The organism is Kribbella sp. NPDC056951, from assembly GCF_042674205.1.
GTDB classification, from domain to species: domain Bacteria; phylum Actinomycetota; class Actinomycetes; order Propionibacteriales; family Kribbellaceae; genus Kribbella; species Kribbella yunnanensis.
The window spans coordinates 1,236,845-1,251,091 of the sequence record NZ_JBHUQZ010000001.1; the positions used below are offsets into that span (position 1 = coordinate 1,236,845).

At 67.8% G+C, this 14,247-nt stretch carries 11 protein-coding genes; 5 read left to right on the plus strand and 6 right to left on the minus strand.

The features are described from left to right. Nucleotides 1–15: 15 nt before the first annotated feature. From ACFTSF_RS05850 to soxR, 4 genes are all read right to left on the minus strand, one after another. Nucleotides 16–531: a hypothetical protein gene (locus tag ACFTSF_RS05850; protein ID WP_380152695.1), complete on the minus strand. Its 516-nt coding sequence runs from the start codon at nucleotides 529–531 to the stop codon at nucleotides 16–18. A gap of 25 nt (nucleotides 532–556) precedes the next feature. Further along, nucleotides 557–832 (minus strand): nitroreductase family protein, encoded by a 276-nt coding sequence (locus ACFTSF_RS05855; protein WP_380152696.1) that lies wholly within the window; start codon nucleotides 830–832, stop codon nucleotides 557–559. A gap of 75 nt (nucleotides 833–907) precedes the next feature. Beyond that, complete coding sequence (gene snpA / locus ACFTSF_RS05860) at nucleotides 908–1,582, minus strand: snapalysin (protein ID WP_380152697.1); 675 nt, start codon at nucleotides 1,580–1,582, stop codon at nucleotides 908–910. 188 nt (nucleotides 1,583–1,770) lie between these two features. Next, the gene (gene soxR / locus ACFTSF_RS05865) at nucleotides 1,771–2,244 is read right to left on the minus strand and encodes a redox-sensitive transcriptional activator SoxR (RefSeq protein ID WP_344159787.1); all 474 of its coding nucleotides are present in this window, start codon (nucleotides 2,242–2,244) and stop codon (nucleotides 1,771–1,773) included. 348 nt (nucleotides 2,245–2,592) lie between these two features. Here soxR and ACFTSF_RS05870 point away from each other — a divergent pair, with 348 nt between their 5' ends. Then, entirely contained in the window at nucleotides 2,593–4,830 is a 2,238-nt protein-coding gene (locus tag ACFTSF_RS05870) for a DEAD/DEAH box helicase (protein ID WP_380152698.1), read from the plus strand. Between the two features lie 46 nt (nucleotides 4,831–4,876). Here ACFTSF_RS05870 and ACFTSF_RS05875 read toward each other — a convergent pair whose 3' ends face one another. Continuing rightward, nucleotides 4,877–5,965 carry an aminotransferase class V-fold PLP-dependent enzyme gene (locus ACFTSF_RS05875; protein ID WP_344159793.1) on the minus strand — a complete coding sequence of 363 codons (1,089 nt, stop codon included), beginning with the start codon at nucleotides 5,963–5,965 and terminating at the stop codon, nucleotides 4,877–4,879. A 127-nt stretch (nucleotides 5,966–6,092) separates the two neighbouring features. On the opposite strand from ACFTSF_RS05875, the gene ACFTSF_RS05880 reads away from it, so the two are divergent. The 4 genes from ACFTSF_RS05880 to ACFTSF_RS05895 are packed head-to-tail and all read left to right on the plus strand — an operon-like array spanning nucleotide 6,093 to nucleotide 12,482. After that, the gene (locus tag ACFTSF_RS05880; protein ID WP_380152699.1) at nucleotides 6,093–9,260 is read left to right on the plus strand and encodes a penicillin acylase family protein; all 3,168 of its coding nucleotides are present in this window, start codon (nucleotides 6,093–6,095) and stop codon (nucleotides 9,258–9,260) included. Between the two features lie 15 nt (nucleotides 9,261–9,275). Continuing rightward, a complete protein-coding gene (locus tag ACFTSF_RS05885; RefSeq protein ID WP_380152701.1) occupies nucleotides 9,276–9,908 on the plus strand; it encodes a YbjQ family protein in 633 nt (210 codons plus the stop codon). Then, nucleotides 9,898–11,262, plus strand: coding sequence for a GH1 family beta-glucosidase (locus ACFTSF_RS05890; RefSeq protein WP_380152703.1), 1,365 nt, complete (start codon nucleotides 9,898–9,900; stop codon nucleotides 11,260–11,262). Before ACFTSF_RS05885 ends, ACFTSF_RS05890 begins: the two co-directional genes overlap by 11 nt. Beyond that, nucleotides 11,259–12,482, plus strand: a complete 1,224-nt coding sequence (locus ACFTSF_RS05895; protein WP_380152704.1) for an MFS transporter — start codon at nucleotides 11,259–11,261, stop codon at nucleotides 12,480–12,482. Before ACFTSF_RS05890 ends, ACFTSF_RS05895 begins: the two co-directional genes overlap by 4 nt. Before the next feature lie 500 nt (nucleotides 12,483–12,982). Here the strand turns inward: ACFTSF_RS05895 and ACFTSF_RS05900 are convergent, their stop codons facing one another. Continuing rightward, nucleotides 12,983–14,230, minus strand: a complete 1,248-nt coding sequence (locus ACFTSF_RS05900; RefSeq protein ID WP_380152705.1) for a winged helix-turn-helix domain-containing protein — start codon at nucleotides 14,228–14,230, stop codon at nucleotides 12,983–12,985. Between the last annotated feature and the right edge of the window lie 17 nt (nucleotides 14,231–14,247).

A 14,247-nucleotide genomic window follows, 5' to 3' on the forward strand; every position in this document is an offset into this window, starting at 1 on the left:
TCCGATGTCCTGCGGTCAGTAGACCTCGCACGCCTTGGCCTGGAACTCCGTCAGCGTCCAGACGCGGTTCGGCACCTCGACGTCTTCTTCCGGAAGGTCGGTGGGGAGGCTCACCAGCTCGCCTGGCTTCAGTTTCGCCAGCTCGTCCTGGCTGAAGTTGAGATGGGCGGCCGACCAGCTGTTGTCGTAGGTCCAGCCGTAGATCGTGTACCGCTTCGCCGGGTCGCGCGGTTTCAGCCGACCCTTCAGCGTCCACCCGTTCCCACCGTCCTGCAGGCTGAACTGCGAGAACCCGGTGACGGACGGATCGGCGACCCACTCGCCGATCATCTCGTCGTGCGGCTCCTCGCCCTCCGGCACACTCGGGTCCGTCAGATAAAGCGTCGCCCCGTCGATGTGCCCCTCACACATCTGCACAACCGCCGTCCCGTCGGCGAGCATCCCGAACACGCCGCCCCCAGGCACGCCACAACTCGTCAGACACCCCAAACCCAGGGCCACCACGAGCGAGATCCCCACCCATCGACGCATCTCGTCAGACTACGGTCGGCCGGCGTCACCAGGTGTTCTCATGAACCACTTCGTTATAGGGCCGCCGTTTCCGCGGTCGCGCGGCAACATCGCCGTACTGCTTGGCGTCGGGCGCCTCGTGCCCGAGGAGCGCGATGCCGACCGGAATGTACGACGACGGCATGCCGACCAGGTCCCGGATCAGCTCGTGGTCGACCCCACCGATGAACGCGGCCGCGATGCCTTCGTCGACCGCGGCGAGGAGGAGCAGCGAGAGCGCCGCGCCGGCGCCGGACTGCCTCGGAGAACTCCACGGGGGCACGGTAGTGCGTGGGGAAAGAAACTCCGGCTCGACCTACCCCCTGCCGGGATGGTCGAGCCGGAGAGACTGGGTGGGTCAGCGCGCGGTGTGGAAGGCGGCTGCGGGGGACTCGGTCTTGCCGTTGGCCCAGAGTTGGTTGACCTTGCTGCGCTCGGCGGCGTCCGGGTTGGGGTTGGTGCAGGACGGGCCGGGGCCGCCGCCGGACATCAGCTCCGAGCACGGGCCGGAGTAGTGGTCCGGCAGACCGAGCACGTGGCCGGTTTCGTGGGCGGTGATGCGGGTGGAGTCGTACTCCTTGGACTGGGCGTAGTCGATGAAGATGTAGCCGCTGCCGTGGCCGTCGGTGGAGGCGTACGAACCGCGGGAGTCGTTGCCCTCGGTGTAGTAGAAGTCGTAGTTGCTGCCCTCGACGAGCTGGACGTTGCTGACCGACGAGTTCCAGATCTGGGTACTACGGCTGATCTGGCTCGCGAAGGTGGGCGCGTCCACCGAGTACGTGACGGTGACCGCGTCGAGCTTCTGACCCGACTTGGCGGCCTTGGCCTGCTTGGCGCGCGCGGACTTCATGACCGCGTCGTAGAACGCCTTGGTGGCGGCCTCGTCCTGCGGTGACCCCGTGTACGCCGCACGCGTGGTGGCGGTGGACACGGACGGTGCCGCAGGGGCGGGGGCCGCGGCGGCGACAGCCGGTACGGCGAGCGCGGCGGCGGCGAGCCCCGCGAAACAGGACAGGATGCGGCGATGCGACATGGGAGGGCCTCACTCCGGATCAGTGGCGGAAAGCAACCAGCGGACTACTGGCCGCTACAGTCGCGAGCCTGCCCCGCCCGCCGATTTTCCGCACGCATTCGCGAAGAACTCGGGGGTTAACCCGCGAATCCCGCTCCCGGTTCTATGTCCTCCATAACCGCCCACCTATGACTGTGGGGTGGCGGTGACTACTCGCCGGGGATGCCGACGTTGAGGATTCGGGCGCCGGGGCCGCGTTCGGCGAGGCGGTCGGACTTGTTGTAGAGGTTGCAGCGTTGCAGGCTGAGGCAGCCGCAGCCGATGCAGCCGTCGAGGTCGTCGCGGAGGCGCTCGAGCTCGAGGATTCGCTCGTCGAGGCGGCTGCGCCACGTCTTGGACAGGCGGCTCCAGTCGGAGCGGGTGGGGGTGCGGTCGTCAGGCAGGGAGTCGAGCGCCTCGCGGATCTCGGCCAGGGCCAGGCCGACCCGTTGGGCCGCTTGTACGAACGCGATCCGCCGGAGCGTGCTGCGCTGGTACTGCCGCTGGTTGCCGGCTGTCCGTCGGGAGCCGATCAGACCCTGGTCCTCGTAGAACCGCAGTGCCGACGCCGCCACTCCGGACCGATGAGCAATCTCCCCGATGGACAGCCAGTGGTCCTTGCTCGGGACGTTCTCCTCCGCCATACCTTCACCCTAGAACCGCACACCAAGAACTCAAGCTCGCTTTAATTGTGATGACAGCCCAGTTCTGTCACTGGTCTGGTGACGGGCATCATGGTCAGGGGTGCAGGGCATTTCCTGTACACTTGTCAGGTGTCGGTGCGCGAGTCGCGTCACCAGAGTTCTTTCCAGGCGCTCCGACCCGTCGGTTTCAGCACCCGCTGAAAAGTCCGGCGCCGAGGGTGCAACGCGATAGCACCCGCAGGTCGATGCCTATCTCCTGCCTGATGTTCAGACCGGACAGCTTTTGGCTGCCCGGCCTCTGCACGCGGGCCACTCGGGGTGTCGTCCGCGATTTTCGAGAGAGAGATTGTGACTCAGCACCACCCGGAAGATGCGGCCTCGAAGAAGCCGCGGCACAAGAAGTTCCAGAACCAGTCTTTTGGCGAGCGGATGGGTGACACCCCCTCCACCGCACCGGCAGCTCGTGACGACCGCGCCGAGCGTCGGGGCGGACCCTCGCAGTACTCCGACCGTGGACAGCGTGGCGACGACCGTCGTCCGCCGGCCAAGGGCTACCGCTCCGACCGGAGCACGCAGCCGCGCCGCGACAACGACCGGCCGGCCTACCAGCAGCGCGACGACCGTTCGTCGTACCAGCGTCGGGACGACAAGCCGTCGTACCAGTCGCGGGACGAGCGTCCGTCGTACCAGAAGCGTGACGACCGGCCGTCCTACTCGCAGCGGGACGACCGCTCGCGGGGCGACCGCCCGCAGTACCAGCAGCGCGATGACCGCTCGTCCTACCAGCGCCGCGACGACAAGCCGTCGTACCAGCGTCGGGATGACAAGCCGTCGTACCAGCAGCGCGACGACCGTTCGTCGTACCAGCGTCGGGACGAGCGCCCGTCGTACCAGCAGCGGGACGACCGCTCGCGGGGCGACCGCCCGTCGTACCAGCAGCGGGACGACCGCTCGCGGGGCGACCGCCCGTCGTACCAGCGCCGGGACGACAAGCCGTCGTACCAGTCGCGCGACGAGCGTCCGTCGTACCAGAAGCGTGACGACCGGCCGACCTACGCACAGCGGGGCGACCGGCCGACCTACCAGCAGCGCGACGACCGTTCGTCGTACCAGCGCCGGGACGACAGGCCGTCGTACCAGCAGCGTGACGAGCGCCCCTCGTACCAGCGTCGTGAGGACAAGCCCTACGTGAACCGTGAACGACCCAACTATCAGGACACCCGGAGCCAGGACGTCGCGCCGGAGGACCTGGGCACCGTTGCCGAGGACAACCAGTTTGCCGCGCTCGGCCTCGCGCCGCGGCTCGTGCAGCGACTGGCCCGCGACGGCATCACCGCGCCGTTCCCGATCCAGGCCGCGACCATCCCGGACGCGCTGTCCGGCAAGGACGTTCTCGGCCGCGGTCAGACCGGCTCCGGCAAGACCCTGAGCTTCGGCCTCCCGACGCTGATGCGTCTTTCTGGCGGCCACACCGAGTCGCGCCGCCCGCGCGGGATGATCCTCGTCCCGACCCGCGAGCTCGCGATGCAGGTCCACGACGCGCTCGAGCCGCTGGCCCACGTGATGAACGTGTCGCTCAAGCTCATCGCCGGTGGCCTGCCCTACCCGAAGCAGATCGAGTCGCTGCGTCGTGGCGTCGACCTGCTGATCGCCACCCCTGGCCGGTTGATCGACCTGTGTGAGCAGGGCGCTGCCGATCTGGGCGCGGTCGAGGTCGCGATCCTCGACGAGGCCGACCACATGTGCGACATGGGCTTCATGCCGGCCGTCACCACGCTGCTGGACATGACCCCGCCGGAAGGCCAGCGCCTGCTGTTCTCGGCGACGCTGGACAACGACGTCGACACGATCGTGAAGACCTACCTGAAGGACCCGGTCACGCACTCGACCGAGTCCGGCCAGGCCACGGTCTCCACGATGGAGCACCACCTGCTCGTCATCGAGCCGGGTCACAAGCAGTCGCTGACGGCCGAGCTGGCCAGCCGCGACGGCCGCACCATCGTCTTCGTCCGCACCAAGCTGGGCGCCGACCGCGTCGCCACCCAGCTGCGCGACCGTGGCGTGATGGCCGCGGCCCTGCACGGTGGCCTGACCCAGGGCGCCCGCAACCGGACGCTGGACCAGTTCAAGGACGGTTCGGTTCCGGTGCTGGTGGCAACGGATGTCGCCGCGCGTGGTATCCACGTCGACGATGTCGGCCTGGTCGTTCAGGCTGACCCGCCGGCTGAGCACAAGGACTACCTGCACCGCGCCGGTCGTACGGCGCGCGCCGGTGGCAAGGGTGCGGTTGTCACCCTGCTCCTGCCGCACCAGCGTCGGGGCATGATCCGGATGGCCGAGACCGCGGGTGTCGAGGCCGAGCCGGTCCGCGCCCGTCCGGGCGACGAGCTGGTCACCGAGCTGACCGGCGGCAAGACGCCGTCCGGCTACCCGGTCCGGCTCCCCGCTCCGAAGCCGCAGCGCGGTGGCGGTGGCGGTCGTCGCTTCGGCGGCGGCAGCAGCGGCCCGCGCCGCAACAGTGGCCCGCGCCGGGACAGCAACGGCCCGCGTCGCGACAGCGGCCCGCGCAAGTCGTACCAGCACTGAAACTGAGCGAAGCCCCGATCTCCTGCAGAGGAGGTCGGGGCTTTTGCTATGTCAGAAGGGACCAGAGTCTCGCGAGGATGACGTCGACCTCGTCCTGGGTCAGCGGGACGAGCTCAAGCACCAGTTGGTCATCAGCGAGCCGATCGGTCATCACGTAGATCGACGGGTTGCCGGCCTCGAGCTGAGTCGCGACGTCGTGTGCATTAGGCACGGTGAGGACCGCGCGGGAGATCTGCAACCCAGCCGGATCCGGTACGACGGTCGCCGTGACACCGGGGATCTTGGCCGCGGCCTCGGCGAACTCGCTGACCTTGGCCAGCTCGTCGGCCTCCCACTTCATCCGGTCCAGCGCCTGCCACTCCTCGAGCGCGGCGATGACCCCGATGACCGCCTCCTTGGTCGGCTTCATCGTCCGCCCGATGCCCTTCTCCTGCGCGCGGACAGCCTGCACGAGCGGCCAGGTCCCGGCGACCAGCCCGGCAGTCGGCGACGCGAGGTACTTCTGCCCACTGATCAGCACGAGATCGGCGCCGGTGGCAAGCAAGTCGGCCACCCGCGGGAACTGCGCAGCCCCGTCGATGATCGCCGGTACGCCGCGGCGGTGCGCAGCGCGGATCGCCGCCACCAGGTCGATCGGCGGACCGCTGGTCAGCCGTGACGATACGAGCATCAGGCAACAAACGTCGGGGCCGTCGAGCTCGGCCTCCAGATCGTCAATGGTGCAACGGGTTTCGTCACCCGCGAGATCGACCTGAGCACCCGACAGCCGGATGGCCTGCAGGTTCGAATGGCCGTAGTCGACCACGTGACAGGCCGGCATCACTACCCGGTTGTGCATATCCGTTGCGTCCGGCAACGAGGCGATCCGGCGCGGGTCCGCGCCGGCCATGGTGGCCGCGACGGCGAGCGTGATCCCGGCCGCGGTGCAGTGCACGACGGCACCCGCCTGGGCGCCGGTGACCTGCGCGATGGTCTCGCTGACCCGGTCCCCGAGCTCGGTCATCACGAAGAACTCAGGGAGAGCCTGTGCGACGGCGTCCGCTACCCCGTCGGAACTCCGGGACACACCCAGCGGGGTGAAGGTCCCCTTGGCGTTGATCACCGAACTCAACCGATATCGGTCATGAATGCTCATGGTGGTCGTCACAGTAATGGTCACTGTCCGTACTTGAACAGTAGTCACCCCGGACCAATTGCCGAGCTCTTGACCACCAAGCTACTAGTGAGTCATTCTCAGTTTCTTCGACCAAAGGGAGGACTCCGTGCCCCGCCCCGCGCCCAGGACCCGCACCCTTCGTACGACGATCGCAGTGCTGGCGAGTACCGCCGTACTGGCGACCCTGCCCGTCCCGACCACCCAGGCCACACCTCAAGTCGTGACTGCGGCCGCGCCCGTGGACTACTGCGCCGCGCAGTGTCGCGACATCCTGCCGCCAGGGCAGAACGGCAACGCGACCTTCACCGATCTCCTTGCTTTCAAGGCTCTTGGGGTCCGTCCGGCGCATTTCAGCGACACGGTGAAGCCGTACCAGGACCTGGTCTGGAACTCCCAGGGCATCCAGGACGACGGCCTCGCGCCGTACTTCGATGATGCCTCGTTCGGGGTGAAGCCGGGCGATGTCGCGAGCACGATCTCGCCGCGGTCCGATGTCACGATCGTCCGGGACAAGTCGCGCGGGATCCCGCACATCACCGGGACCACTCGCCTGGGCACGATGTTCGGCGCCGGGTTCGCGGGTGCGCAGGACCGGTTGTTCGTGATGGACGTCTTCCGGCACCTCGGTCGGGGCCAGCTGACGCCGTTCGCCGGTGGTGCGCCGTCCAACCGCGCGTTCGAGCAGGAGTTCTGGCGGACCGCGCCGTACACGGAGGCTGACCTCCAGCGTCAGTACGACGACGCTGACGAGCTGTACGGCGCCGATGGCGTGAAGATGCAGCAGGACATCCAAGCCTGGGTCGACGGAGTCAACCACTACATCACCACGATCGGCATCGCGTACCCCGGTGAATACGTGGCGCTCGGTCTGGACTGGCCGACGGCTCCGTGGAAGGTGACCGATGTGGTCGCCACCGCCGCCGTGGTGGCCGGCATCTTCGGCACCGGCGGCGGTTCCGAAGTGAACTCTGCCCTTGCTCTGCTGGAAGCCCAGGCCAAGTACGGCGTTGCCCAGGGCACCAAAGTCTGGGAGTCCTTCCGGTCGCAGAACGACCCGGAAGCCAGTACGACGGTCCACAACGGCACGTCGTTCCCCTACGGAACCACGGGTCCGAACCCGGCCGGCCGGGCGATGCCCGATCGTGGCTCGGTCACCCCGGAGCCCGAGGTCATCAACCAGACCGTCAACAAGACGGCCGCATCCAAGCCGATACCCAAGGCCAAGGGTTCCGAGAGTCTCAAGGGCATCTTCAACGGCGGCGTCTTCCCGGAGGGCTACGGCAAGAAGGCGATGTCGAACGCGTTGCTGGTCTCCGGCGCACACACCGAGAGCGGCAACCCGGTCGCGGTCTACGGCCCGCAGACCGGCTACTTCGCACCGCAACTCCTGCTTCGCCAAGAGCTTCAAGGTCCCGGCATCAGCACCCGCGGGATCGCCTTCTCCGGCCTCAACTTCTACACGCTGATCGGCCGCGGTCCGGACTACTCCTGGAGCGCAACCTCCGCCGGTCAGGACATCACCGACACATTCGCCGTACCGCTCTGTGAGCCGAACGGGGGTACGCCGACGAAGAACTCGACGTACTACGTCTTCCGGGGTGAGTGCACGCCGATCGAGCGGCTCGAGCGGAACAATGCGTGGTACTCGAGTCTGGGGTCCTCGGAGCCGGCCGGTTCGTACACGTTGGTTGCCCTGCGCACCAAGTTCGGAATCGTCACGCACCGCGGCACGGTGGGCGGCAAACCGGTGCTGTTCACCAAGAACCGGTCGACGTACGGCAACGACGCGGGTTCGGCGCTCGGCTTCATGATGTTCAACGACCCGGAGAAGATGAAGTCCGCGGCCGACTTCAAGAAGGCCTCGGAGAAGATCGGCTACACCTTCAACTGGTTCTACACCGACAAGTCGTCGATCGCGTACTACAACTCCGGCGACAACCCGGTCCGCGCGGCCGGGGCCGACCCGAACCTGCCGACCTGGAGCACGTACGAGTGGCAGGGCTGGAACTCGTCCACGAACAGAGCGACGTACACACCGCCGGCCGAGCACCCGCAGGTCGTCAACCAGGACTATCTGACCAGCTGGAACAACAAGCAGGCGCCCGGCTTCTCGGCATCCGACGGTCAGTGGGGCTACAACGGTTTGTACCGCAACCAGCCGCTCGATGACCGGATCAAGGCGGTCATCGGCAGCGGGCAGAAGTTCACCCGCGGCAAGCTCGTCGAGGCGATGGAGGGCGCGGCCACGGTCGACCTGCGCGCCGACTATGTCCTGCCGTACCTCTTGCGGGTGCTGAAGAGTGCACCGATCACCGACCCGGCGGTGGCGGACGCGGTCACCAAGCTGACCGCCTGGAAGGACGCCGGCAGCCACCGCAAGTCGCCGAACGCATCCTCCAAGACCTACGACCACGCGGAAGCGATCCGGATCCTCGATGCGTGGTGGCCGATCCTGGTCCCCGCCCAGTTCAAGGACCTCGGACCCGACCTGTACGGCGCTTTGGTCAAGAACCTGAAGATCGACGAGCGCCCGAGTGCGCAGGGCTCGGCGTTCCAGAGCGGCTGGTGGGGTTTCGTCCAGCGTGACCTCCGCAAGGTGCTCGGCGATCCGGTCAAGGCGTCCCAGCCAGTGACGTTCTGCGGTAGCGGAGCGCTCGCCGCCTGCCGTTCGGTACTGACCGACTCCTTGCTGGCCGCAACCAAGGTGCCGGCTACGACGACGTACCCGGCGACAGCGGACTGTACGGCGGGCGACCAGTTCTGCGCCGACCAGATCGCACACAACCCGATGGGCGGGATCACGCAAGACCGGATTGCATGGGTCAACCGGCCGACGTACCAGCAGGTGATCGAGTTCCCGGCGCACCGCGGTGACGACGTGAGCAACGTTGCCCAGGGCAAGACGGCGACGGCGAGCAGCCACGAGACGGGCTGGTACAACTCACCGCCACCCAATGCGGTCGATGGGAACCTCGGCACCCGGTGGGCCAGCGGCTGGTCGGATCCGCAGTGGCTGTCGGTCGACCTCGGGAGCGCCCAGCAGGTCGGCCGGGTGGTGCTGAACTGGGAGTCGGCGTACGCGAAGAGCTATCGGGTCGAGGTGTCGACGGACGGGTCGGCTTGGCGACAGGTGTACGCGACGACGACCGGGAACGGTGGCGAGGATGTGGTCCGGTTCGCGGCGACCCAGGCACGATTTGTGCGGGTTGTCGGGACACAGCGGGCGACGTCGTACGGGTATTCGCTGTATGAGCTGCAGGTGTTTCGGCAGTGATGTCAGGATGAGTGCATGACACAGAACTTCCCTCCGAACCCGAACCAGCCCCCTCCTGGATATGCACAGCCGCCGCAGCAGCACCCGCAGCAGGGCGGTTACCAGCAGGGACCCCCGCCGGGCTACCAGCCGCCGCCGCAGCAGGGGTACCAGCAGGGGCCGCCGCCGCAGGGCTACGGCCAGCCGGGTCCGGGATACGGGCAGGCGCCGGGCGACTACCCGCCGGCGCAGCAGAACGTTCCGCACGTCGCGCCGCAGGGCTCGCCGTACCCGGTGCTGGTCTCGACCATGAACGACCTGCCCGGGTACGTCGCGGACAAGGTCTTCGGCGAGGTCTTCGGGCTGACCGTGCGGAGCCGCGACTTCGGCTCGAACTTCACCGCCAGCTTCCGCTCGCTCGGTGGCGGTGAGGTGCCGGAGTACACCCAGATGCTGGCCGAGTCGCGGCACGTCGCCGTGATGCGGATGTGCCAGATGGCGCACCAGATGGGCGCCAACGCGATCCTCGCGATGCGGTTCGACTGCACCGAGATCGCGCAGACGATGAGCGAGGTCGCGGCGTACGGCACGGCGGTCGTCGTGCACAAGGTCGAGCCGCCGCGCCCCGTGGACACCACACCCGATGAGGATGATGCGAGTGACGGCTGAGCTTTCCTTTCCGCCCGGATTCCGCTGGGGTGTGTCCACCTCGGCGTACCAGATCGAAGGGGCCGTGGCCGAGGGTGGCCGCGGCACTTCGACGTGGGACACGTTCTGCGCCGAGCCCGGCAAGGTCCTGAACGGCGAGACCGGCGCGGTCGCGTGCGACCACTACCACCGGTACGCCGAGGATGTCGCGCTGATGCGCGAGCTCGGGATCGACACCTACCGGTTCTCGTTCGCCTGGCCGCGGATCCAGCCGGACGGGACCGGCCCGGGGAACGCGGCCGGCCTGGACTTCTACGACCGGCTGATCGACACGCTGCTCGGCGCCGGGATCAACCCCGCGCCGACGCTGTACCACTGGGACACCCCGCAGCCGCTCGAGGACGCCGGCGGCTGGCTGTCGCGCGACATCACCGAGCGGTTCGCCGACTACGCGTCGGTGCTGGCCGCCCGGTTCGCGGATCGGGTGCCGATGTGGATCACGATCAACGAGCCGATGGTGCTCACGCTGATGGGCTACTCGCTCGGCGCGCACGCCCCGGGTAAGGAGCTGATGTTCGACGCTCTCCCGGTCGCGCATCACCAACTGCTCGCGCACGGCCGAGCGGTTCAGGCGCTGCGGGCGGGCGGAGCGCTGAATATCGGGATCGCCAGCAACCACGCGCCGACCTGGCCGGCCAGTGACAGCGCCGAGGATGTCGAGGCCGCCGGGCTCTACGACAACCTGATCAACTGGCTGTTCGCCGACCCGATCCTGCTCGGGAAGTATCCGGCTGGGTACGAGGCTGCGATGCCGGGGCCGGTCGAGGACGATCTGAAGATCATCTCGACACCGCTCGACTGGTTCGGGATCAACCACTACGCGCCGGTCTCGGTCGGTGCCGCGACGGGCAACGCGGATGTGGGAGCGACCGACGGGATCCCGCTCCCGCCGGGACTGCCGTTCGAGCCGCGGGCTCTGGAAGGTGTGGAGCGGACCGACTTCGGTTGGCCGATCGTGCCGGAGGCGTTCGGCGAGATCCTCCGGACCTTCAAGGACCGGTACGGCGATCGCCTGCCACCGATCTACATCACCGAGAACGGGTGCGCGATCAACGACGTACCGGTCGACGGGGTGGTTGACGACCAGCGCCGGATCGCTTACCTGGATGGGTATTTGCGCTCGTTGCGGTCGGCCATCGATGACGGGGTCGACGTCCGCGGGTACTTCCAGTGGTCGCTGATGGACAACTTCGAGTGGGCGGCCGGGTACTCGCAGCGGTTCGGGCTCGTGCATGTCGACTTCGAAACGCTCGAGCGGACGCCCAAGGCGTCGTACCACTGGTTGCGCGACGTGATCGCGCAGAACCGCGAATGACCGCTCTCACCGAGCCCACGGTGCGGGTTCGGGCCGGCTGGACCGCCGCGGTCGTGCTCGCGAACGTCGGGGTGTTCGCGGCCTGGTTCGGCCCGATCCAGGTGCTGCTGGCGAAACAGTCCGAAGCGATTGCTCCTGGCAACAAAGAGTTCGTCTTCGGACTGGTCACCGGGATCGGTGCGGCGGTCTCGGTGGTCGCGGCGCCTGTCTTCGGCGCGGTGTCGGACCGCACCACCTCACGGTTCGGCCGCCGGCGGCCGTGGACGGCCGGCGGTGCGCTCGGCGCTGCGGCCGGTCTGCTGATCCTGGCCGGTGCACAGGGCATCGCGCTGATGCTCGCTGGCTGGTGCCTCGTGCAGCTGTTCGGCAACGCCGTACTGGCTGCTCAGACGGCGACCGTCCCCGACTGCGTGCCGGTCGACCAGCGCGGCGTCGTCGGCGGCTGGGTGGCCGTCGCCCAGGTCCCCGGTGCGCTCGTCGGGACCGCGCTGGTGACGGTTGCCGGAGGCATCGGTCTCGGGTACGTCGCCTGTGCGGTCTTCTTGGTGTTGTCCGTCGTACCGTACGTGCTGCGCGCGCAGGACACTCCGCTGGCCGTGCCGCCACCGCCGTTCGTGCTTCGTGAGTTTCTGCGCGGGTTCTGGGTCAGCCCGCGGCGTTACCCGGACTTCGGGTGGGCCTGGCTGACGCGGTTCCTGTTCAACGTGGGAAACTCGCTCGGCCTGCTCTACCTCTTCTACTACCTGCAGGACGAAGTCGGCGTCGCCGACGCGACCACCGCCGTACTGATCCTGACCGCGATCTACAGCGTCTGCGTACTCACCACCGCAATCGCCTTCGGCAGCTGGTCGGACCGCACCGGCCGCCGGAAGATCTTCGTGATCGGCTCCGGCCTGGTAATGGCAGTCGCCGGCGTGATCCTCGCCCTCTGGCCGACCTGGCCCGGCGCCATCCTCGGCGCGATCGTCCTCGGCATCGGCTTCGGCGTCTACCTCTCGGTCGACTTCGCCCTGATCACCGAGGTCCTCCCCAACGCCAAAGACCGCGCCAAAGACCTAGGCGTCATCAACATCGCCAACTCCTTCCCCCAAGTCATCGCCCCCGTCATAGCCGCCCCCATCGTCAAACACTTCGGCGGCTACCCCGTCCTCTACCTACTCTCCGCAGCAGTAACCGCCCTAGCCGGCGTACTAGTCACCAAAGTCCGCTCAGTCCGCTAGCCCACCCCGCCGGTACGACGTTGAGCACGGGTCAACCATCCGCGCGATCGGAAGGTGGTTGAGGGACGCTCAAGGTGACCGCCGGCCCGCGATCTCGGGGCCTCGGGGTTGTCTGGCGCGTTGATCGGAACATTTTCGGCGCCTGGACCCGAAAATCCTCCGACTAACGCAAGACCTCGAGCATCACGCACCCCAGCCACAGCCCGTCAGCCCCAGACAGCGTGCAAACGCGGTCGCCGGCCTCGCCAACCAGCCCAGCCACCCACGTGGCCCGCCCTCTGGTTTCTGTCGGCCGCCTTTGGTGGTCGAGTCGGGGTACAGGTCCGAAAGGACTCGGCCGGGGTCGTTCGCTGTGGCTGATCGCCGCTTCCGGCCGACTAAAAAGAAGGCGTGGCTGGGCGCCGCGGTGGCTGAGGTGGATGGCGAGGCCGGTGACCGCGGCTCCACGTCGCTTGGGGTTGCCGGGCTGTGGTTGCCGTGCGGGAAAGAGGCCGGCTGGCTTACCGGCTCGTGGTGATGGTGACGTTCTCGAGGGCGAGCCAGTTCGCCATCAGTTCGAGTTCTTCGCGGAGGGGGCGGGTGAAGTCGGGGGCGTTGGGTTCGGGGGTGATGGTGGGGACCAGGAGGGTGGAGGTGGAGCGGTCGGCTTTTAGGTCTACGCGGGCTACTAGGTTGTCGCCTAGCAGGAACGGGAGGACGTAGTAGCCGTGGATGCGGTCGGCGGCTGGGGTGTAGATGCTGATGCGGTAGAAGAAGTCGAAGTACTGGTGGGTGCGGTCGCGGTTCCAGAGCAGGGGATCGAACGGGGACAGCAGTGCGCGGGCGTTGACCGGGCGGTCCACGGACTCGTGCCAGCGGTAGCTCTGCTTGGTGATGCCTTCGACTTGTACCGGGACGAGTTCACCGGAGTCGACGAGCTCCGCGACGATTCGGCGGGCGGTGGCGGTCGGGAGTTTGTAGTGCCCGCGGTTGCCGCACAGGTCGGCGGCGGTGCCGATCCCGATACCGCGGGCGGCGATCTTGATGAGCTCGCGTTGTGGATCGTCGGGCTCCGGTGCAGCCAGCACGGCGGCCGGCAGTACGCGCTCGGTGAGGTCGTAGAGCCGCTCGAAGTTCCGCCGGCCGGCGATGCTCACCAGACCGGCGCAGTACAGGTACTCGACCGCGATCTTCGCGTCCTGCCAGTTCCACATCGACCCCGTGCTCGGATCGGGATCCGGGTCGCTGCGTTTCCGGCGTACCTCATCCGGACTGATCTGCCCGGCCGTCAGCGGACCACGCTCGGTGATCGTCGCCAGCACCTTCTCGACGAACCCGGGCCGCTCGGCCTGCAACCGGCGCATCCCGACCACCACCGACCAGGGCGCGGTGATCTCCGGCGCGGGATCCGCGGACCAGTCCTGTTGTCTGGCGGCGCGCATCCGGTGCCGGAGCAGCGGGTAGTACTCCACCGGCAGCAACGCCGCCTTGTGCGCCCAGAAGAATTCGAACAGCTCCGCCTTCGGCCCCCAGCTCAGCTGGTCCAGCCGGTCCCGCGAATAGTTACCCAGCCGCGAGAACAGCGGCAGGTAGTGCGCCCGCGTCAACACATTCACCGCATCGACCTGCAGTACGCCGGCATCCCCGATCGCCGACCGCATCCGCCGTACATCAAGACGACCTATCGGCCGCCCGCCCGCGAACCCTTGCGCCCCCAGCGCAATTCGTCGAGCCGCAGCGACCGATAGGTCGTCCCCGTTCAGCTTCATGTTCTGAAGCTATCGCC

What these genes read in the sequence shown, in the direction of transcription:
- ACFTSF_RS05850 (WP_380152695.1), bottom strand. Translation starts at nt 531, where the DNA reads ATGCGTCGATGGGTGGGGATCTCGCTCGTGGTGGCCCTGGGTTTGGGG.
- snpA (WP_380152697.1), bottom strand. Translation starts at nt 1,582, where the DNA reads ATGTCGCATCGCCGCATCCTGTCCTGTTTCGCGGGGCTCGCCGCCGCC.
- soxR (WP_344159787.1), bottom strand. Translation starts at nt 2,244, where the DNA reads ATGGCGGAGGAGAACGTCCCGAGCAAGGACCACTGGCTGTCCATCGGG.
- ACFTSF_RS05875 (WP_344159793.1), bottom strand. Translation starts at nt 5,965, where the DNA reads ATGAGCATTCATGACCGATATCGGTTGAGTTCGGTGATCAACGCCAAG.
- ACFTSF_RS05885 (WP_380152701.1), top strand. Translation starts at nt 9,276, where the DNA reads ATGACACAGAACTTCCCTCCGAACCCGAACCAGCCCCCTCCTGGATAT.
- ACFTSF_RS05895 (WP_380152704.1), top strand. Translation starts at nt 11,259, where the DNA reads ATGACCGCTCTCACCGAGCCCACGGTGCGGGTTCGGGCCGGCTGGACC.
- ACFTSF_RS05900 (WP_380152705.1), bottom strand. Translation starts at nt 14,230, where the DNA reads ATGAAGCTGAACGGGGACGACCTATCGGTCGCTGCGGCTCGACGAATT.